Here is a 20,043-nt window from a genome sequence, read left to right as displayed (position 1 = left end):
CTCCGGGCTTAGAGTCCAACCACAGCGGGCAGACCGCCGATATCTTTGATCTCGGTATATTCGTAAGCTGGATTGGCCGGATCGTGGCCACGGTTGACCCACACCTTGTTCTTGATGCCCATGTCATAGCAGGTCATCAGGTCGTAACGCAGGCTGGAGGAAACGTGGAGAATATCCTCTGGTCCGCAGTTCAGCTTATCCAGCATGTATTCGAAGCCTTTCATCTGCGGCTTGTACGCACCCACTTCTTCAGCGGTGATGGTCATGTGGATCGGCGCACCGAGACGCGGCACGTGATGCGGGATCAAATCGTTCATGGAGTTGGTCAGCAGCACCAGTGGGAACTCTTTCGCCACTTTTGCCAGCCCGGCAGGGACATCCGGATGCGGTCCCCAGGTGGCGCAATCGGTATAGATAAAATCACTGTCAGCCTGGCTCCACTGCACGCCCCATTTTTTACAGGTGCGCTGCAGCGCATCGCTGACCACGTCGTAATAAGGTTTCCACGCACCCAAGACTTCATCGCGGCGGTAGATGGCGAAATCCGTGGTGAATGCCAGCATCTGCTGCGCTGACACGCGATCTTTGAAGCAGCGCTCTGCTGCTCCTGCCATATCAAAATTAATCAGGGTGCCGTAGCAATCAAAGGTGATGAATTTCGGTTTAAACAGTGCCATGACGCGACCTCGTCGTTATCTGATACGTGAATTTAGAAATCGATTAATACACTCTTCTGGCGCTGGCAGGCCTGAAATGCCTGACGTCCCAGATCCTTGCCAATACCGGAGCCCAGGAAGCCACCGGTGGGAATAATAAAATCGCCGGAGCGGCCATAGCGGTTGATCCATACGGTGCCCGATTCAATGGCCCGCATCGCCCGCATCGCACGCGGCAGGCTGAGGGTATGCACCCCTGCGCACAGGCCATAGGTTTCATGCGCCGCTAACGCCAGACCCTCTTCTTCGCTGTCGAACTCCTGCACAGTGAGTACCGGGCCGAAAATCTCCTGCTGTACCGCCGGGTTGTCTGCCGCCACACCGCACAACAGCGTAGGCTGCCAGAACCAACCGCCGTCGGTATCCGCAAAGCGCTCGCCACCCACCAGCACTTCCGCGCCCTGCGCTTTGGCTTCGGCAATCACCGAAGCCACCTTGTTACCCTGGCGTTCATCGATTAATGGCGCGTAGCGGCTGCTGTCCTGCCAGGTCATACCTGGACGCGGCTGTTGGCACAGGGACACTAAACGTTCCAGTAGAGGCTGGGCGATAGCACGCTGTACAATCAGGCGGGTGCCTGCCACACATGCCTGACCGCCGTTCGCGGTGAAACCACGTAAAATACGTTGCGCCAGCACATCAATATCGCCTGCATCATCGAAGACTAATTGCGGGCTTTTGCCCCCCAGCTCCAGCGTCACAGGCTTCATGCCGTGCTGCGCGGCGTCGCTCATAATGCGTGCGCCTGTCACGGTTGATCCGGTAAAGGAAACCTTGCGTACCAGCGGGTGTGTTACCAGCGCGCTGCCCGTTACCGCCCCGCTACCTTGCACAATGTTGAGTACGCCGGCGGGTAATCCGGCCTGCACCGCCAACTCCGCCATACGCACCGTGGAGTATGGCGTCAGTTCGGATGGCTTCAGCACCACCGCATTACCTGCTGCCAATGCCGGGCCGCATTTCCAGGACGCCATCGACAGCGGAAAATTCCATGGCGTAATCGCGCCAATCACGCCATACGGCTCTGAAACCAACATGCCGAGACTGCTCTCTTGCGTCGGGAACAGGTCGCCACTGTATTTATCTGCACACTCGGCGTAGAAACGGATAGCTTCCGCCGTGAACGGAATTTCATGCTGCACGACATCGCTGATTGGGCGCGTCGAACCCAGCGCTTCCAGTTGTGCCAGCAGCAGGTCGTTTTCAATCAGATCTGCCCAGCGACGTAACACCCTGCCACGTTCACGCGGTGAGCAACTGCGCCAGCCGCTGGTTTTCAGGGTGTGATGGGCAAGTGTCACGGCGCGATCCACGTCTTCTGCCTGCGCTTCACTCAGCTCGGCATAGACTTTGCCATCGGACGGGCGTTTCACGGCGAAGCGCGCACCTTGTGTGGTGACATGCTGGCCACCAATATAATGGCCTAAAGGAAGAGAAACTTTTTCAGGGTCGAAACTTAACATGGAAAATTCCTTATTTGTTACACCCATCACATGTGCGCCAATTAACGATTTGCACCACATTTATCTGTCACGTTAATAAGCTAATGCAGAAAGTATGCCAGCCCAGTGAAAAATAAAAATGCGTAAAAAACACGCCAAAAAAATTTTCTGCCGTATTGTTGAGCGAAATTTTGCGGAATTGCCGAAGGAATAAACAGATGATTTACTTCACAAAATTCGTGCATCGCAGCGGTGCAGCTCGCATGAAACTTGCACTAAAACGGGGATGGGTGGGAAAAGTATGACGGCGCGCACAAAACAAAAAGCGCCGTTAACCTGAGGCCATCGGCGCTGTTTTTATTTTGGTGCGCATTAATGCGCGCCCTACTGTAGGGTCGTCATTTATGGCGACCGATATTTACAGGCTCCCCATATGAAATGTTTTCTGCTCCAGATACTCTTCAATTCCATAGCGCGATCCTTCGCGCCCTAATCCGGATAATTTAATTCCACCGAAAGGAGCCGCATCTAATGAAATGGCACCGGTATTAAAACCGACCATGCCAAATTCCAGAGACTCCGCCACGCGCCAGGCACGCCGTATATTCTCGGTGAAGAAATACGCACCCAAGCCGTAAGGCGTGTCATTCGCCATGCGAATCGCTTCTTCTTCGGTATCGAAAACAAATAACGGTGCCACCGGACCAAAGGTTTCTTCATGCGCAATACGCATAGTGCTGGTGACATTGCCCAACACCGTTGGCTCGACAAAAGTGCCGTTTGGCGCACCGATGCCGCCGTGCAACAAGGTTGCCCCCTGACTGAGCGCATCATCAATATGACTGTTAACCTTCTCGACGGCACGATCGTTAATCAGCGGACCCAGGGTGCTGCCCGGCTCAAAGCCATCACCGACTTTTAGGGTAGCAACCGCTGCCAGCAGTTTTTCACTGAAACGTTCGTAGATGCCGCGCTGCACCAGAATGCGGTTGGCGCAGACACAGGTCTGTCCGGCATTGCGGAACTTACTCGCCATCACGCCTGGGATGGTGACATCCAGATCGGCGTCATCAAACACTATCAGTGGCGCATTGCCACCCAGTTCCAGACTGAGGCGCTTGATGCTATCGGCACTTTGTTGCATCAACAGCTGACCTACACGGGTTGAACCGGTAAAGGAGATTTTGCGCACCGTACGGCTGGCCGTGAGTGCACTGCCGATCTCTGTCGGTAGCCCGGTCAGCACTTGCAACACGCCGGAAGGGAAGCCCGCTCGCTCTGCCAGCACCGCCAGTGCCAGTGCAGAGAGAGGAGTGAGTTCAGAAGGCTTGACGATGATCGGACAGCCTGCGGCCAGCGCAGGGGCCACTTTACGGGTGATCATTGCAATCGGGAAATTCCACGGTGTTATCGCCGCTGCGACACCCACTGGCTGCTTTAATACCAGAATGCGACGATCTTCACTCGGTGCCGGGATGGTGTCACCGTAGATACGACGCGCTTCTTCGGCAAACCACTTCACAAAGCTGGCCCCGTAGAGCACTTCACCTTTGGCTTCTGCCAGCGGTTTGCCCTGTTCGGCGGTCATGATGATCGCCAAATCATCGGCGTTGTCGATAATCAGCTGATGCCATTTTTCCAGCAGCGCCGCACGGGTGGCATTAGGGGTTTTACCCCAACTGACGCGCACCGACTCAGCATAATCTATCGCCTGCTCGGTTTCAGCCGCACCCAAGGCGGGAATGGTGGCAATCTGCTGCTGGGTGGCGGGATCGATAACCGGCAGCGTGGCCCCCGCGTGCGCATCCTGCCAGCATCCGCCAAACAACGCCTGCTGGCGCAATAACTCTGCATCTTTCAACTGAATTCGCGACATGTTCATCCCCTGTGTCCTGTTCATTTCACTTTATCGTGACGTGACAGCGCAGGATGTTTTTCTGGGGGATGGAATCAAAGCAGGTGTGTGTTTTGCGGCGGGAAAAGAAATTTTATGCTGTATCAGGTCGCCACGAATGACGACCTGACAGGTTAAATCTGGAAATCGATGGCCGGCTCGGCTTCGCTTTCGTAAGAGAGCGCCTGACGTTTGATCTCCTCCAGCGACAGATTGGCATTACATAACTCAAGAAACTGCCAAACATAGTTGCGCTGCAGCTGACCGCGCTTCAAACCGAGCCACACGGTGTTGGCATCGAACAGGTGATGCGTATCGATTTTCACTAAATCTTCACCGTCGTAAATGTCACAAGCCTGGTCAGCCAGAATACCGACACCCAGCCCTAACTCAACGTAGGTTTTCACCACGTCCGAGTCCTGTGCGCTGAGGACGATATCGGGTTTGATGCCAGCCGCCTGGAAAGCGCGATCCACACGTGAACGACCGGTAATTCCTTGCCGATAGGTGATTAATGGATGGCGGCTCAGGCTGGCCAGCGTCACCGGCTGATGCTGCAGCAACTCGTGGTCGTGCGGCACCAGCAATGAGTGATGCCAGCTGAACCATGGGAAGGCCGCAAGGCTGCTGTTATTCACCAGTTGCTCGGAGGCAATGCCAATATCCGCTTCACCGGCCAGCAGCATGGTGACAATCTCCTGCGGCGAACCCTGATTCAACTCCAGACGCACATTCGGGTAGAGCTGACGAAACGCTTTGATCACCCGTGGCAAGCTATAGCGCGCCTGGGTGTGCGTGGTGGCGATGGTTAACACGCCGCTGGTCTCATTGGTAAACACATCCGCCAGGCGACGCACCTTTCCGGCTTCATCGAGGATGCGTTCAGCAATGGTTAACAGCGCCTTGCCCGGTTCGGTCATCCCTAACAGTCGCTTGCCGCGACGAATGAAGATCTCGACACCGAGTTCATCTTCCAGATCGCGAATATGGCGACTGACCCCGGATTGCGAGGTAAAAAGCGTATTCGCCACTTCTGTCAGGTTGAATTCGCAACGTGCCGCTTCGCGTATAATTTTAAGTTGCTGGAAATTCACACCCTTTCTCCTGTTTCCTGCCCTGTTTCGTCCATGTTATGAAGTTGGTGTGATTGCAACAAATAATAAAAAACGGTGTGTTATGCGGAATAGTAATAAGGGGAAGGTTACAGGTTCGCTAAGGCTGGCGCCTGATAGCCTGATACATATCGGTAGCGGCGCGATTTATCGCGCAATAAATTGCGTAATGCTCGTCAGTTAAGCGACTGACGATAACGCCGTCTGGGGTCGCACCGTGGCTGGCGGTCCTCACGCCGCTACGCGGTACCTTCACTTCATTCGTCTGCCTTACGGACCGGTGCCGATGGAACATCCATGTTCCAGCGCCACCTTTCGCCCGCGTCCTGCGGGCTCTCCTGGCATACTCACTCCGTTCAGCGCTGCGGATGCCTGCCCCGGTGCGACCCCAGCCGGCTCATTATCTTCAGTGCGCGTTGTCAAAAAGGGCACATCGTCTGAAGCTCTGACGCCTCTGCTGCCCCCTCAGGGCTATCCGCAGCGCTGAGACTTTTACGTTGGGCCAGGAGCCCCACGCGGGGAGGCGTGGGGCAGTTCGCGGCCGACCATGGAGGGTCATCCGCGAACGGTCCGTCCGGCACGACGTGGAAGTCGAAGGCACCGCTTTAGCGGCGCGAGGACGGCCCAGAGGGGGCAGTAGTGGCGGCAGAGCCCGCACTGAAAAGACAGGCCACTTATCAAGAAGCAGCCTGAGTCCTTAACTGACATGCATTACGCAATAAATTGCGCCGCTAAAATTTACAGTCAGTAATTGAACGCTTAACCCACTAACATCAACTCGCGTTCTTCGGTCATCGGCTTATTCAGCAATGACAGCAGAATATTTTTCACCGCTTGCGCAGATGGCGACAACGGTAAACGTGCCGAGATGTTCAAAGACAAAGGCAGATTCAATGACGGACTGTTGATACGCGCCATCCACGCATGGGTTGAACTTACCAGCGCACGAGCCGCTGACTCTGGCAGCACGGTCACGCCCATACCGCTGGAAACTGCGGCTGTCAGCGTAGAGATTGACTCAATCTCACCGATAATTTTCGCACTCAGGCGACGCAGGGAAAAGGCTTCATCAACACGTTTACGCACGGCGCTGTAATCACGTGGCAGAAACAGATTCATCTGTGCGACATCAGCCAGATCGACGGTGGCTCCCGGACAAGCCGTTGCGCCCACCAGATAGAGTTCTTCTTTCATCAAAGGAATACTGTTGATGCCTGCCGTCGGCGCACGATCGTACAGCACCGCCATATCCAGCTGGCCGTTCATCACTTTTTCATTTAATGAAGTGCCGCTGTTTTCATGCAGATACACCAGCACATCAGGGAATTGCTCACGCACGGTTTGCAGCAGCGGCATCGTTAAAGACGATGCGGCCGTACCCGGTGCCAAGCCAATGGATACCTGACCATTCAGTGCCTGACCGGCATTAATCACTGCGGTCTGCGCCTGCTCACACTGACGTAAAATTGTGCGGGCATGAGCATAAAGAATTTTACCGGCTTCGGTTGGCGTGACGCCGCGTTTGGTGCGAATCAGCAGTTGCTGATCGAGTTCATTTTCCAGCGTTGCAACTTGCTGGCTAAGCGCAGGCTGCGCGATGTGCAACACTTCTGCTGCCTGAGTCAGGCTGCCGATATCGACGATTTTTACAAAGTACTTCAGTCGTCTTAAGTTCATATTGCCTCCGTCAATCCCCGAATGCCCAAATATGGGTGTCTCAGCCTGCTGGCTTGTGTTCATGAAGTTGCAATATGCAGGCCAGGTTTATTCCGCACGCAAAAAAGGCTATCCAGATTATTCCTAACGGCCCGGAAAATAAGCCTTTCTGATTACCTCGAAGGAGTTAATAAGCTCAATGCATGACCCGAGGTGTTTAAAAAGAACCCACCTTGCACTCTATTGGTGCACAAACTGCGTATCAGATGTGCAAAAAAGTGATGACCAACAGCGCTGGTATGGTGCAGAAGTGGCAAAAAATGAGCAGAAAGGGGCAAATCGAAAGCAAACGCGGGGAAAAGAACAGGATCAACCAGTGGGAAAACTTATTGTGAGAGAGAGGGAAGCGAGCGAAAGAGATTTACAATGTGTTCATCACATACCGATACGCAAAATAATTCGCGCTGCAACAAGGCGGCAAGCTCGTTTAGCCCTGGGAGCATAGTTCACTATGTGACCAGGGTAAACGGGCGCAGCCAACGCAGCTACAGTGTGAAGTATGAAGCGTATTAGCGTTTCTTGCGGTTGCGGTGCATATCGATGGAAACTGCCGCTACGATAATGATGCCCTTAATGATGTCCTGCACGTAGGCATCGACCCCCACAAAGGTGAACCCGCTCTTAATCAGACCCAGGATCACCGCACCAATCAGCGTACCAGTGATGCGCCCTACGCCGCCCATCAGGCTGCTACCGCCGATAACCGCTGCGGCAATCGCATCCAGTTCATAGGCCATACCCATGCTTGACTGGCCGCTACTGACACGTGCCGCCAGCACCACACCTGCTAAACCAGAGAGCGCACCGGCAATGGTGTAAACGATGATCAGGTATTTGTTGACGTTGATACCGGATACTTTGGCCGACGTCATGTTGCCGCCAATCGCGTAGACATATTTGCCGTAGCGCGTATGTTTCAGGGCAATGTGGAACAGGAAGGCCACCACCAGGAAGATAATCACCGGCATTGCGCCCTGGCCGATGGAGGTGAAACCATCTGACAGGAAGCTGATCGGGTTACCCTGGGTATAATACTGCGCCAGACCACGTGCCGACACCATCATGCCTAGTGTGGCAATGAAAGGAGGAATCCCGGTTTTGGTAATCAGGAAACCGTTCATTACTCCACACAACAAACCCACACCAATACCGGCCACAATCGGAATCACGGCTGGCAGGTTAACTAATGACGGATACATCGGTGACAAGCTGTCCGAGGTTTGCGCCAGACTGGCCGCGACCACCGCGGTCAGTGCGATGACCGAACCGGATGACAGATCGATACCCGTGGTGATGATGACTTGCGTCACCCCCACCGCGATAATCCCGATAATGGCCACCTGTAGAACGATCAGAACCAGGCGGTTGGTGTTGAGCAGGAAAGATTGGTCACGGACGTACCAGCCTGCAATTTCGAAAATCAAAGCAATCCCTAACATCACCACAAAGATGCCGGTATCTTTCGGCAACTTATGGCGCAGGTTGCCAAAGAAGGAAGTCGATTCTGCGGCCTGCGGGGCCGTAATTTTTACGTTACTCATAGATGTCTCGCGCCTCACTCGGATGCCAACGACAAAATGGTTTCCTGATTGGCCTCTTCTTTATCGAGGATGCCAGTTATACGCCCGCCGTGCATCACCATCACGCGGTCGCTCATACCAAGAATTTCAGGCAGTTCAGAGGACACCATAATGATGGCGACACCCCGGTTTGCCAGTTCGCTGATTAAGCGATAAATCTCGGCTTTTGCCCCGACATCAATACCGCGTGTCGGTTCGTCGAGGATCAGGATCTTCGGTTGTGCCAGCAGCCAACGCGCAATCAGCACCTTCTGCTGATTACCGCCACTGAGGTTGTTGATGATCTGATCCATGGTCGGCGTTTTAATATTGAGTTTGCGGATCTGCTCCATGCAGTCCTGCGCCATCTTCATGTGGCTAACGAAACCAGCTTTACTGACGTAATCCGGCATGTTGACGATGCTCATGTTCTCCATCACCGACAACACCAGGAACAGCCCGGATTTTTTACGGTCTTCCGTCAGGAAGGCCATACCCTTTTCAATCGCCGTTGACGGCGAATCAATCTTCACTGGCACGCCATCGATCAGCACTTCCCCGCTGTCGAAGCTTTCCATACCGAATAAGCTTTCCATCACTTCACTGCGTCCCGCGCCGACTAAACCCGCCACGCCAAGGATCTCGCCTTTGCGTACCGTGAAGTTAATGTCGGTGAAACGATCTTTGCAGGTGAGGTTACGCACCGTCAGCACGTCTCCACCGATTTCACCGTTGAATTTCGGGAACAGCTGGGTGAGTTCGCGTCCCACCATCTGGGTAATCAGCGACTGGCGGGTAAATTCAGTGGTGTTGTTGCTGCCCACCCATGTGCCGTCACGGAAGATGCTGATTTCGTCAGTAATGGTGAAAATCTCATCCATTTTGTGACTGATATAAATGATGGCTTTACCCTGCTCGCGCAGGTCACGGATGATGGTAAACAGATGCGCCACTTCAGTTTCCGTCAGTGCCGAGGTCGGTTCATCCATAATCACAATGTCAGAGTTCCACGACACCGCTTTGGCAATTTCCACCATCTGCTGGGCGGCGATACTCAGTTCACCGACCATGCGATCCGCCTTGAGGCGGATGTTAAGTTTGTTGAGCAGTTCCTGCGTTTGCTTATTCAGCAACGCATGGTCAACAAAGCCGTACTTCATCGGTTCGCGACCAAGCCAGATGTTCTCGGCCACAGTCATATAAGGCACCAGATTCAGCTCCTGGTGGATCATCGAGATCCCAGAACGCAACGCGTCCATGGTGTCCTGAAACTGAACTGGCTCCCCTTTAATGCGGATGGTGCCCTTATCGGGACGATACATCCCGATCAGGCATTTCATTAAAGTGGATTTGCCCGCGCCATTTTCACCCATCAGGGCATGTACCGACCCCGGTTTAATTCGCAATGAGACATTGTCGAGTGCCTTCACTCCGGGGAAGAACTTGCTGATGCCTTCGGCTTCAAGCGCAAATGCGGTCATACATCACCTCCGTACGGCTGAGTCGGGAACGATTATTTCTGGTTACGAGATTCGAACTGCGCCATGTTGTCTTTGGTGATCAGCTGGTAAGGGATGTTGATGATCTTTTCCACTTTCTCGCCATTCGCCAGTTTAATCGCTGCCTGAACTGCACCTTCACCCTGACCTTTCGCATCCTGGAACACGGTGGCAACCATCTTGCCGTTCTTCAGCATCTGCAAGGCATCCGGTGTGCCATCCACGCCAGCAATCAGAATGTGGTTCGGGTTTTTACCCAGCGCCTGCAGGGCACCGATGGCCATCTCATCGTTGTTAGACGCAATCGCCTGGATATCATCACCGGCGGTGAGCCAGTTACTCACCACATCCACCGCGTCGTTACGGGTGAATTTGGCGGTCTGTTTCTGAACCACTTTGATGCCTGGGTATTTAGCGACCACCGCTTCAACCCCTTTGGTACGGTCACGGGTGGATTCGTTAGCGAGGTCGCCCATCAGAATCGCGACGTTGCCTTTGCCGTTCATTGCTTTGGCTAATGCTTCCATCTGTAAACGCCCCGCCAGTTCAGAATCCGAACCGACATAGGCCATTTTGTCAGTCAGTTCGCCCGCTGGTTTACGGTTCACGAAGATCAGTGGAATGCCCGCTTTGGTTGCCGCATCCATCACCGGTTTAACGGCGTTGGTATCAACCGGGTTGACGATGATGGCGTCAACACCCTGACCAATGAAGTTCTGTACCTGTTGCAGCTGCTGTGAAACGTCGCCTTTGGCATCTTCTACCTGGCCTTTAATGCCATCTTTGGTCATCTCTTTCTGCATACCGGTACGCAGAATCGTGAGGAAGTTGTCATCAAACAGCGCCATTGAAACGCCCACCTGAAGGTCTTTCGCCATTACTGCGGCAGGTAACATGCAAGCTAACAGGGAAGTCACTAACGCTTTTTTGAATTTCATGGGTAACCCTTCTTATTCGTTAACATGCGCAGTTGGCTGATACGACGAATGAAAAAAATTTTTTACATTCACTCAACGTCGCTGGCGTTATTTATCTGGTTGTAGAGGTAAGGCTTCTGGTCTAACGCTATCGATTCCGTACAGCTCCTTGTTGCAACATCTTCCTTATCAACAAGTTATTTTCAAAATGATGTTTCAGGACTGGAAACTCGTTTCGCCCGTGATGATAAGCAGTTCATTTGTTTCATCTAATCATCATTTGAAATTTTCATCATAAAAGCACTGAAATGATTGTTTTAAAATCGGCAAATAACAAAACTTTGACACGCCTCTAACATCTCAAAGGAAATGCGCTTAAAGTGAGATCTTGTTGGCAGTTTGAAATCTGCACATCCAAGGCAGAAAAGCAGCATTCCGCTGCTTTTACGCGCACTTAAACCAGAAGTGTGCGATAGGGCTTTGACAACGCAGATCGGCATCGCTAATATGCGCCTCGTTCACACGATTCCTCTGTAGTTCAGTCGGTAGAACGGCGGACTGTTAATCCGTATGTCACTGGTTCGAGTCCAGTCAGAGGAGCCAAATTCAAAAACCCCGCTCAGGGAAACCTGAGCGGGGTTTTGTCTTTTGGGAAGGCCTTTCTTGGCAGTAGTAATCGTGTTGGCTGATACATAGTCCCGTCACAAACTCAGCCTAATGAGATGTTTTGTGGTGATAATCGCTAAACAACAAACTCAAAATGCGACCCGTCAGGCAGTTCAACATCCAGGCGGAGCTTGCCACCAGCTGCTTCAACATAACGTTTTAGAGTGGAAAGTTTGAGATCGCGCCCTGGTTTTTCCATTCCAGCCACCGTTGGTTGTTTGATGTTTAGCGCCTGTGCCATTTCCACCTGCGTTTTGCTTACACGTTCGCGTAGCTCTGCAAGATGTATATTCAGCAGAATGTCTTCAGCAATGACGTTGGCATCCGCGACCACTTCAGGTTTTTCAGCCGTAAGAATCTGTTCGAGTGTTCTGCCCATCACATTACTCCTTAAATTCGCTGCGATTGAGATGTTGAGTAAACTCTTGATCTGCTTGTGTAATCATCTCTTTATAAAATCGTTTTTCATTGCCAGCCTTATGACCAGCGCAAAGCAAAATACCTTTTCGCCATGGATCAAAAGCATAAAAAGCCCGAATGGGACTGCCTTTGCTCTGTACACGCAACTCTTTCATATTGCTGTAGCGCGAACCTTTAATTGTGTCTGCATAAGGCCTGCTTAATCCAGCCCCTGCCTGGCGTAAAACCAACATTGCCGCGATGACACATGCTCGATCCGTGTCGCCTGGCGTCATTAACCATTGATCAAAAGTGTCTGTTGTTATTATCTGCCACATGATACGCCCTCATCGATATAGGTTAAATGCTATATAGGTTCAATGCGATAGGCAGTGTGGTCGGGTATTGCCCAGAGGGCATCTGTTCTGAAATGATTTGTGGAGCAGGTTTCCAAAAAAAAAGCCCTTCCCGCTGTTCTGGAAGGGCCTTCTTAAAGCAAGCGATGTTAGTCGGTGACTTTAGGTAGCGGAGCCAGCTCCAGGCTGCTGCGGAAGTCATTACCTTGATAGTCGGTATCCAGCAAATTGCGGCGGCGCAGTTCGGGCAGCAAGCCATTCAGCAGCAAATCTTGCTGATCTGGATTACCCAAGCCGTGCAATGAGATCACATCTAATACGCCCGCGTGGTAGCGCTGTTCAATGGCATCGACAAGCTGTTCCGGCGTACCGGCAACAAACCAGTGCCCGGTCTCTTCGGCTTTGATGATCAACTCACGCAATGTCAAACCTTCCAGTGCATACTGCCGGAAGATGGCGGCACGTCCCTGGCGCCGGTGTACCTGTTCCAACTGCGGAATTAACGCGCCGGGTAACGGTTGGTCCAGCGGCACTTCACGCAGATCCACTTCCCCTCCCAGCATATCCGCTACGCGCAGCCTGCCCTGCTCGTAGTTAATTTTCTCGTGCTTATCCCGTAACCGACGCGCCACATCCGCCTCACTGTCGCCAATGATGGCGTGAAATGAGTTCATGATCAGAGGGGGATTCTGTTCGCGGCCAAAACGACGTGCACGCTGCTGAACATCCGCGACAAATTGCTGTGCCGCCTCGAAGGTAGGCTGCGAAGTGTAAATCACCTCCGCATAGCGTGCGCCCAGTGTCACCCCCGCCTCGGATTGCCCGGCCTGAAACTGCACCGGACGTCGCTGCGGCGGTGGCGGCACATTCAGTGGACCGGCTACCTGGAAGAAGTCGCCTCGATAGTGAATGGGATGCAGTTTTTGGTGATCGAGGCGGATGCCACCGCTGGCCGTGCGCTGCACCGCTGAACGTTCGTTAGCGTCGTACAGGGCATTCATCACTTCGATAAACTCGGTGGCGCGCGCATAGCGCTCCTGCGGCGGCGGGAGCTGGCTTTCACCGAAGTTCTCTTCACCGACTGATGAGGTCACGGCGTTCCAGCCCGCTCGGCCACCGCTGATATGGTCAAGGGTGCCAACCTGACGCGCTAAGTGATAAGGATGCAACCAGCTGGTGCTGACGGTAGCGATCAACCCGATCTGCGATGTTGCCTGACTTAACGCGGCCAGGGCAATCAATGGGTCCTGTGTGCCGGTGGTGCCAGCTAAGCCCGCCGGATCGGCCTGCAACAAATCTGCGGTGAACAGACCGGTAATTTTCTCGCGCTCGGCGATTTTCGCCAGCTCGATGGCGCGCGCGATCCCCACGCCCGGCTGGGTGTCATTGCCCGCTGAAATCACGCTGCTGGCACCGACTAAAGTTTTCAATTTTCTACGATGAGTTTGTGACATAACGATCCCCTTTAGGCCTGGCGCACAAAATCGGCTTTAACGGCGTGAAGCGCATCGGCATCAATAAGCAGACGTAATCCGGTGCGGGCCAGCGTGCGCGCACCGATCAGCAATGCCTGATAACCGCGTTCAGAATTGGCCGCTTCCCGGAACGGCACGGTATGGAAAATCAGATCGTCGGGGCCGATCTTTAGCCAAGGGTGCGCAGTCGGCACCGCGTGGCTGATATCCCCGGCATCGGTCGAGACTTTATTGCGTTGTGGCGACAGATCTACCTCTTCACCGGCTGCACGCAACGCTTCCAGCAGCAGCGCATCCAGCGCTGGATTGCGTTTGAAATCGCGTGGGCCAATTTGATGATCAATCTCCACACGTGTTCCGGTGGCCAGCGCCACACCTTCGGCTATTGCGCGCAAGCGTGGCTCCAGCGCCTCCACCTGCTCACGGCTATCGGCACGGATATAGTAGTGCGCTGCAGCGTATTCTGGGATCACATTGGGTGCCTGACCGCCATCGGTAATAATGCCGTGCACTCGCACGCCATCGGGCAGTTGCTGGCGCAGAACGCTGATGCCGTTATAGAGCAGCACCAGCGCATCCAACGCATTGATCCCTTCATGCGGCGCGCTGGCGGCATGCGAGGGTTTGCCATAGAAATGGAAGTAAAGATGGTTGTTTGCCAGTGTGGCTTCCGTGAGACGCGTTTTACCGGCGGGATGCACCATCAGCGCCGCATCCACATCCTCCAGCAACCCGGCCTCAACAAAACGCTTTTTCACGTTGCCTTTAGGCCCGCCCGGCCCCGCTAAGCCGCCCTCTTCTGCTGGCGTGCCCAGCACCACGACGCGGCCACCGGTCTGATCCAGCACCTGAGACAAGGCGATCGCCGCGGCCACGCTGGTGGTGCCAATCAGGTTGTGACCGCAGGCATGGCCAATACCGATTAACGCATCGTATTCAGCGAGAAAGGCGATGGTCGGTCCCGGTTTACTGCTGGCCTTCACCGCGTGAAAGGCGGTTTCATGGCCGGCAACATGTCGGGTGACCTCAAATCCCTGAGCGCTAAGTAAGTTGGTCAGTTGCTCACTGGCAAAGTATTCATTGTTACCGGTTTCCGGCCTGGCAAAGATTGATTGAGCCACGGCGATATAGTCGGCGCTGTGTTGTTCGAGATGACTTTCAAGCGTGAGCTGAAGTGTGTTCAGCGGCATAACGGATTCTCCTGAGGCAAGGCAAGACGTTGCCATCACTCTAAGCGCGTTAGCTGCTGATGTTTAAAAAGAAATAGTGATAAGGATTGCGGGAAAATGCACAACTGCTCTCATTGAATTCGTATTACATTTCAGGTGCGCATAAATGCGCACCTGAGTTCAATGCCGTCTGTCGATACGTTGCACCAGCCGATCGCCCAGCCACTGAATACCGCACACCAACACAATCAACACCGCGATCACCGCAATCATCACTGAGGTTTCAAAGCGCTGGTAGCCATATCGGATCGCCAGATCGCCCAGACCGCCTGCACCGATCGCCCCCGCCATCGCTGAAGCGCCAATCAAGGCCACCAGCGTCACGACAAAACCAGAGAGAATGCCGGGCAGCGCTTCCGGTATCAGCACATCCCATACAATGCGCAGTTTGCTGGCCCCCATGGCGCGCACAGCATCAATCAGCCCGCGATCGACATCACGCAACGATACTTCCGCCACGCGCGCAAAATAAGGCGTTGCGGTAATCGACAACGGCACAATGGCCGCCCAGGTGCCCAGTGAAGTGCCCACCAAAAACCGGGTAAACGGAATCAGTGCCACCAGCAGAATAATAAACGGTAGGGAACGGAAGCCATTGATGATCAGCCCCAGCACGCGGTTGATGCCTCGATGCTCCGCAATCCCGCCCACACTGGTCATTACAAGAATCAACCCTAACGGCAGACCGGCCACCAGCGAGAACAGCCCGGAAATGGCCGTCATCAATACCGTTTCGCCCAACGCATTGAGCAGTAAATCAATCATCACTGGCGACATAGCCCACTAACTCCACTTGTGCCTGCTGCGTATGCAGCCAGCTAAGAATCTGTTGTTCATCGGCCGTGTTGCTCGCCGGAAACGCAATAAAGAAGCGCACCACGGCATAATGCTGAATATGGTCGATGCCACCCTGTAACAGACGGAATTTGCCAGGTAGCGCGGCGGCAAAGCGGGTCAGCAGATCGCCCTGCGCATCTTCACCGGCATAATGCACGCTATAGATAGCCTCCCCCTGTTTTTGCGCGCTGATACGGGTGGCAAGCGCCTCCGGCAGCTGTGGTAGCAAACCACGCAGCAAGGAACGGGTGAGATCTGACTGCGGATGGGCAAACACCTGCCACACCGGGCCTTGTTCGACGATCTCACCGGCATTAATCACCGCGACACGATGCGCCACCGATTTGATCACTTCCATCTCATGGGTGATAAGCAGAATGGTGATGCCGAGTTTTTGATTCAGCGACTTCAGCAAGGCCAGAATCGAACGGGTGGTTTCTGGATCAAGCGCCGAGGTCGCTTCATCGCACAGCAACAGTGCCGGACTGGCCGCCAGTGCACGGGCAATGCCGACACGCTGTTTCTGTCCCCCTGACAGCGCCGCCGGGTAGTGTTGCGCCTTATCCGTCAATCCCACCAGTTCGAGCAATTCAGCCACGCGCCGATGACGTTGCACTTTATCCAGACCGGCAATCTTCAACGGCAACGCCACGTTTTGCGCTACGGTTTTCGCTGACAACAGATTGAAGTGCTGGAACACCATGCCCACGCGGCTGCGCACAGTTTGCAGCTGTTTTTCCGACAGGCCGGTAATGTTCCGGCCTTCAATTTCGATGACGCCTTCATCAGGTTGCTCCAGCCCATTCAGACAACGAATCAGCGTGGATTTGCCCGCGCCGCTGCGGCCAATCAAGCCCAAAATTTCGCCTTTTTGTACCGTCAGCGAGACGTCACGCAGCGCCTGGGTTTGCCCAAACCGGCGGGAAACGCCCTGTAAACGCACCACACTAACGTCGTCTCGCGTAGCGCGTTCACGGTCTTGCGCATTTTCCACCACGCCACGCGCCACGGCGTGGAAAGGCGTTTCGGCCCCTGAGAATATCGTCATGCTCTTTCCTTACCAGGCCGTTTCGCCCGTGCCCTTGTAAACCTTGTTAAAAACGGATTTCACGGCGTCATTCTGATAAGAAGACACCAACGTTTTCACCCACGGTGCAGAGACATTCTCTTTCTTCACCGCGATAAAGTTATTGTATGGGTTGTCTTTCACCGGCTCCTGCGCGATGCGATCGCCAGCCGTCAGGCCACTTTTCAGCGCCCAATCCGTGTTCACCACCGCAGCATCCAGATCGGGAACCGAACGACCGATGATGCCGGAATCCAGTTCTTTGATTTGCAGATGGTGGGGGTTGGCGGTGATATCGGCGGTGGTCGCGGCAATACCGACCCCCGGTTTCAGCTTAATCAAACCTTGCTGTTGCAACAGCACCAGCCCACGCGCTTCGTTTGAGGGATCATTCGGTACGCCAATCACCGCACCATCTTTGAGTTCCGCCGCACTTTTCACTTTTTTCGAATAAAGGCCAATCGGCCACACGGCTGTGTCACCCACGCGCACGATGTCGTAATGATTAACCTTGATCTGATTGTTTAAGAACGGCTGATGCTGGAAGGCATTCGCGTCCACCTCACCATTTTGCAGGGCTTCATTCGGCTGGTTGTAGTCGTTGAACACCACCGTTTTCACCGTCAATCCTTTGGCGGCAGCTTGTTTAATCACTTCGCGCCAGACGTCCTCATCTTCACCACTCATGATGCCGACTTTTACTGAGGTTTTATCTGCGGCGTGGGCCAGCGAGAGTGGCGCTAAAACCGTGCTGGCCAGCAGGAAAGCGCCAGCGGATAACAAGAATTTATTTTTGGCAGAAGCCGGGCGTGTGTGCATAAAGTATTTCCTGATAGTTATCATTGCGGTCGTCAAAGTACACTGTCGTGATGAACAGTTAGCCGCAGTATACGCAGATGCTTATTCCTGCATTATGATTTATCTGGAAAAGCTATTCCTGAAATGAATAAAGACACGCAGCCGCTCGCATCGCCACAAGCGACAATCTGGCTGTGATACCATGATGTTTTGATTGGATTGATATTGAGCGCTATGTCGGACACCACCCCTAAACGTAAAAATGACCCTGAAGGGCTAAAAAAACGCATCTTAGCGGGTGCCTTAAAGACATTTGCCGAGTTTGGCATGCAGGGCGCACGTCTTGAGCAGATCGCTGAGCTCGCACAAACCACCAAACGTATGGTGGTTTATCACTTCGTTAATAAAGAGAAGTTGTACATCGAAGTTCTGGAGCAGGTTTACCAGGCGATCCGCGAGCATGAAACAGGGCTGAATCTTGCCAAAATGGAACCTGAACAAGCGATGATAAAACTGGTGGAAGCCAGCTTTGATTATCATGCTACGCATCAAGACTTTATGCGCCTGGTGTGTACCGAGAACCTGTTGCGCGGCCGCTACATTGTGCAGTCAGAACGCATTAAAGCGCTGAACAAAAGCACCCTCGATCTGCTGGATGACATCCTGACACGCGGGCAGCAGCAAGGCATCTTTATCGATGGCCTCAACACGGTTGACGTGCACCGCTTACTCAGCAGTATTTGTGTGCACCATGTGGCCAACCGTTACACCTTCCATTTCCTGTTTACGCCAGAAGACACGGAAGAGGACAGCATCCGCCGTAACCGCCAACTGGCTGTCACAGCCACCATGCGCTACATCCGCAAAGCGCCTTAGACATGGGCAGTGCTGTGATGGTCTACGCTTAAAGCCTTGGGACCGTCACAGACCTCAGTCTAAGGAACGCCGTAGTGAACAAAGATCCCCTCCTTTACCCCCTTCGCAACACGCAAAACACCGAGCGTGACAGCAAACTGTGGAACTGGGCGCAGAACACCGTGGTGGGTCAGCGCAGCCAGGTTTTTCAGCCGAAAAATGAAGCCGAACTGCAGCAATTGATGCAGAGTACAAAAGGCAAAGTGCGCGTCACGGGCAGCCGTTTGTCACCCGGTCGCATGCTGTGTGTCAATCCCGACGATGTGTTGATCGATCTCAGCCTTTTTACTGGCCTGCTGGCGCAGGATGCTGAAAGCGTGACCTTTGCCGCGGGCACGCCTCTACAAGCGGTTTATGACACGCTGACCGCAATGGATCGCATGCTGGCTTCCTCCCCCGGCGTCATCGCAGTGCAAACGCTGGCCGGTGCCATGGCCACGGGTACGCACGGCCAGGGACTGGGGCAAAGCTCACTGGCGGATGAAGCGCTCGCTATCCGCATGGTGTTGGCCGACGGCAGCCTACGCGTATTTCATCGGGAGGATGACGATTTCTCCGCCGCACAAACTTCGCTGGGTGCATTGGGTCTGGTGACTGCGATCACGCTGCGTACCCGCCCGTTTCGGCTGTTTACCTGCCACAAATTCGCCACGTCCGCAGATTCGCTGGAGCAGGATTTGCTGCACTGGAATCAACAGTATGAATTGAGCAAAGCCTGGTGGTTTGTTGATGACAACCTGATGCACGTGTGGAACGCGAATCCGGCAAGTCCTCAGAACGCGGAGACATGGTATGCCAATCAGCGTGAGGTGATTGAACACGGTGATGAGACCGACAGCAGCCTCAACGACACTATCGATCAAACGCTGGCGCAGATGCACCGTGACACGCAAATCGAGGGTAAAGGCGGTAAGCAGTTTCGTACTGTTACCCGCTTCCGTGACTTCACCGATGTGAGCGGCGATATCTACCAGCTGTTTTGTCGTGGTATCGCGGTGCCGCAAATCAACGTGGAGATCGGTGTCCCACTGGAAAGAACACCCGCAATCATCAGCAAAATTAAAGCCTGGTACGCAAAGAATCATCCGCATATGCATTATCCCATCATTCTGCGTTGTACCGGCGCGTCTGACGCCTGGCTCAGCCCTGCCTATGCGCAGCCGACCTGCTTCTTTGGCTTTGTGGTCTATTACGCAGATGACGGTTCACTGTCACAAGATGGCCTGCATTTTCTGACGGAAGTGGAAAAACTGCTGGCGGCGGAAGGTGGACGTCCACACTGGGGCAAATACTACGATCCACAGCGTTATAGCTGGCGGGCGATCTACCCACAGTGGGATGCTTTCCGTGCAGTGCGCGATCGGCTCGATCCACAGCACCGTTTTAGCAATGACTATGTCACGGCTTTGTTTGATTAAATGTTGATAGCCAAAATAATTCGAATTTC

17 protein-coding genes and 1 tRNA gene are annotated in these 20,043 nt (G+C 53.8%); 3 read left to right on the top strand and 15 right to left on the bottom strand.

Annotated elements, in window-relative coordinates; translation table 11 throughout:
* Window positions 1-8 precede the first annotated feature (8 nt).
* The 8 genes from ACPUC8_RS20355 to ACPUC8_RS20320 all read right to left on the bottom strand — a co-directional run bounded on the left by ACPUC8_RS20355 (window position 9) and on the right by ACPUC8_RS20320 (window position 10,876).
* Window positions 9-677 (bottom strand): haloacid dehalogenase type II, encoded by a 669-nt coding sequence (locus ACPUC8_RS20355; protein ID WP_039336663.1) that lies wholly within the window; start codon window positions 675-677, stop codon window positions 9-11.
* Window positions 678-709: 32 nt separating this feature from the next.
* Entirely contained in the window at window positions 710-2,179 is a 1,470-nt protein-coding gene (locus ACPUC8_RS20350) for an aldehyde dehydrogenase family protein (protein ID WP_039336661.1), read from the bottom strand.
* A gap of 397 nt (window positions 2,180-2,576) precedes the next feature.
* Complete coding sequence (locus ACPUC8_RS20345; RefSeq protein ID WP_039336675.1) at window positions 2,577-4,034, bottom strand: NAD-dependent succinate-semialdehyde dehydrogenase; 1,458 nt, start codon at window positions 4,032-4,034, stop codon at window positions 2,577-2,579.
* Window positions 4,035-4,186: 152 nt separating this feature from the next.
* A complete protein-coding gene (gene cbl / locus ACPUC8_RS20340) occupies window positions 4,187-5,146 on the bottom strand; it encodes an HTH-type transcriptional regulator Cbl (protein ID WP_039336659.1) in 960 nt (319 codons plus the stop codon).
* A 777-nt stretch (window positions 5,147-5,923) separates the two neighbouring features.
* Complete coding sequence (gene nac / locus ACPUC8_RS20335; protein WP_034824624.1) at window positions 5,924-6,841, bottom strand: nitrogen assimilation transcriptional regulator NAC; 918 nt, start codon at window positions 6,839-6,841, stop codon at window positions 5,924-5,926.
* Window positions 6,842-7,389: 548 nt separating this feature from the next.
* Complete coding sequence (locus ACPUC8_RS20330; RefSeq protein ID WP_039329049.1) at window positions 7,390-8,421, bottom strand: ABC transporter permease; 1,032 nt, start codon at window positions 8,419-8,421, stop codon at window positions 7,390-7,392.
* Between the two features lie 14 nt (window positions 8,422-8,435).
* Entirely contained in the window at window positions 8,436-9,920 is a 1,485-nt protein-coding gene (locus ACPUC8_RS20325; RefSeq protein ID WP_039329050.1) for a sugar ABC transporter ATP-binding protein, read from the bottom strand.
* Between the two features lie 32 nt (window positions 9,921-9,952).
* Window positions 9,953-10,876, bottom strand: a complete 924-nt coding sequence (locus ACPUC8_RS20320) for a sugar ABC transporter substrate-binding protein (RefSeq protein ID WP_039329051.1) — start codon at window positions 10,874-10,876, stop codon at window positions 9,953-9,955.
* A gap of 506 nt (window positions 10,877-11,382) precedes the next feature.
* On the opposite strand from ACPUC8_RS20320, the gene ACPUC8_RS20315 reads away from it, so the two are divergent.
* A tRNA-Asn gene (locus tag ACPUC8_RS20315) sits at window positions 11,383-11,458 on the top strand.
* Between the two features lie 139 nt (window positions 11,459-11,597).
* On the opposite strand, the gene proR is transcribed toward ACPUC8_RS20315, so the two are convergent.
* The 7 genes from proR to ACPUC8_RS20280 all read right to left on the bottom strand — a co-directional run bounded on the left by proR (window position 11,598) and on the right by ACPUC8_RS20280 (window position 17,702).
* On the bottom strand, window positions 11,598-11,900 hold the full coding sequence (gene proR / locus ACPUC8_RS20310; RefSeq protein WP_039329052.1) for a transcriptional regulator ProR: 303 nt from the start codon (window positions 11,898-11,900) through the stop codon (window positions 11,598-11,600).
* 4 nt (window positions 11,901-11,904) lie between these two features.
* Window positions 11,905-12,258, bottom strand: coding sequence for a type II toxin-antitoxin system RelE/ParE family toxin (locus tag ACPUC8_RS20305; protein ID WP_039329053.1), 354 nt, complete (start codon window positions 12,256-12,258; stop codon window positions 11,905-11,907).
* 167 nt (window positions 12,259-12,425) lie between these two features.
* On the bottom strand, window positions 12,426-13,730 hold the full coding sequence (locus tag ACPUC8_RS20300) for an NtaA/DmoA family FMN-dependent monooxygenase (protein WP_494927191.1): 1,305 nt from the start codon (window positions 13,728-13,730) through the stop codon (window positions 12,426-12,428).
* Between the two features lie 11 nt (window positions 13,731-13,741).
* Window positions 13,742-14,941, bottom strand: coding sequence for a M20 family metallopeptidase (locus ACPUC8_RS20295; protein ID WP_494927190.1), 1,200 nt, complete (start codon window positions 14,939-14,941; stop codon window positions 13,742-13,744).
* A 159-nt stretch (window positions 14,942-15,100) separates the two neighbouring features.
* A complete protein-coding gene (locus ACPUC8_RS20290) occupies window positions 15,101-15,757 on the bottom strand; it encodes a methionine ABC transporter permease (protein ID WP_039329056.1) in 657 nt (218 codons plus the stop codon).
* Window positions 15,738-16,865, bottom strand: a complete 1,128-nt coding sequence (locus tag ACPUC8_RS20285) for a methionine ABC transporter ATP-binding protein (protein ID WP_494927189.1) — start codon at window positions 16,863-16,865, stop codon at window positions 15,738-15,740. The genes ACPUC8_RS20290 and ACPUC8_RS20285 overlap by 20 nt, the downstream gene beginning before the upstream one ends.
* 9 nt (window positions 16,866-16,874) lie before the next feature.
* On the bottom strand, window positions 16,875-17,702 hold the full coding sequence (locus ACPUC8_RS20280) for a MetQ/NlpA family ABC transporter substrate-binding protein (protein WP_494927188.1): 828 nt from the start codon (window positions 17,700-17,702) through the stop codon (window positions 16,875-16,877).
* Window positions 17,703-17,915: 213 nt separating this feature from the next.
* Between ACPUC8_RS20280 and ACPUC8_RS20275 the strand changes: the two genes are divergently transcribed.
* Window positions 17,916-18,557 (top strand): TetR/AcrR family transcriptional regulator, encoded by a 642-nt coding sequence (locus ACPUC8_RS20275; RefSeq protein ID WP_494927187.1) that lies wholly within the window; start codon window positions 17,916-17,918, stop codon window positions 18,555-18,557.
* A gap of 74 nt (window positions 18,558-18,631) precedes the next feature.
* Window positions 18,632-20,014 (top strand): D-arabinono-1,4-lactone oxidase, encoded by a 1,383-nt coding sequence (locus tag ACPUC8_RS20270; protein ID WP_494927186.1) that lies wholly within the window; start codon window positions 18,632-18,634, stop codon window positions 20,012-20,014.
* The last annotated feature ends 29 nt before the right edge of the window (window positions 20,015-20,043 follow it).

It is taken from the genome of Pantoea sp. CFCC18177 (assembly GCF_059412425.1).
Note: the sequence above shows the minus strand (reverse complement) of the source record. Positions and strands in the feature narration are given on the sequence as shown.

What these genes read in the sequence shown, in the direction of transcription:
- ACPUC8_RS20350 (WP_039336661.1), bottom strand. Translation starts at nt 2,179, where the DNA reads ATGTTAAGTTTCGACCCTGAAAAAGTTTCTCTTCCTTTAGGCCATTAT.
- ACPUC8_RS20320 (WP_039329051.1), bottom strand. Translation starts at nt 10,876, where the DNA reads ATGAAATTCAAAAAAGCGTTAGTGACTTCCCTGTTAGCTTGCATGTTA.
- ACPUC8_RS20290 (WP_039329056.1), bottom strand. Translation starts at nt 15,757, where the DNA reads ATGTCGCCAGTGATGATTGATTTACTGCTCAATGCGTTGGGCGAAACG.
- ACPUC8_RS20295 (WP_494927190.1), bottom strand. Translation starts at nt 14,941, where the DNA reads ATGCCGCTGAACACACTTCAGCTCACGCTTGAAAGTCATCTCGAACAA.
- ACPUC8_RS20275 (WP_494927187.1), top strand. Translation starts at nt 17,916, where the DNA reads ATGTCGGACACCACCCCTAAACGTAAAAATGACCCTGAAGGGCTAAAA.
- ACPUC8_RS20285 (WP_494927189.1), bottom strand. Translation starts at nt 16,865, where the DNA reads ATGACGATATTCTCAGGGGCCGAAACGCCTTTCCACGCCGTGGCGCGT.
- ACPUC8_RS20355 (WP_039336663.1), bottom strand. Translation starts at nt 677, where the DNA reads ATGGCACTGTTTAAACCGAAATTCATCACCTTTGATTGCTACGGCACC.
- ACPUC8_RS20325 (WP_039329050.1), bottom strand. Translation starts at nt 9,920, where the DNA reads ATGACCGCATTTGCGCTTGAAGCCGAAGGCATCAGCAAGTTCTTCCCC.
- ACPUC8_RS20345 (WP_039336675.1), bottom strand. Translation starts at nt 4,034, where the DNA reads ATGTCGCGAATTCAGTTGAAAGATGCAGAGTTATTGCGCCAGCAGGCG.
- ACPUC8_RS20330 (WP_039329049.1), bottom strand. Translation starts at nt 8,421, where the DNA reads ATGAGTAACGTAAAAATTACGGCCCCGCAGGCCGCAGAATCGACTTCC.
- ACPUC8_RS20305 (WP_039329053.1), bottom strand. Translation starts at nt 12,258, where the DNA reads ATGTGGCAGATAATAACAACAGACACTTTTGATCAATGGTTAATGACG.
- nac (WP_034824624.1), bottom strand. Translation starts at nt 6,841, where the DNA reads ATGAACTTAAGACGACTGAAGTACTTTGTAAAAATCGTCGATATCGGC.
- ACPUC8_RS20280 (WP_494927188.1), bottom strand. Translation starts at nt 17,702, where the DNA reads ATGCACACACGCCCGGCTTCTGCCAAAAATAAATTCTTGTTATCCGCT.
- proR (WP_039329052.1), bottom strand. Translation starts at nt 11,900, where the DNA reads ATGGGCAGAACACTCGAACAGATTCTTACGGCTGAAAAACCTGAAGTG.
- ACPUC8_RS20300 (WP_494927191.1), bottom strand. Translation starts at nt 13,730, where the DNA reads ATGTCACAAACTCATCGTAGAAAATTGAAAACTTTAGTCGGTGCCAGC.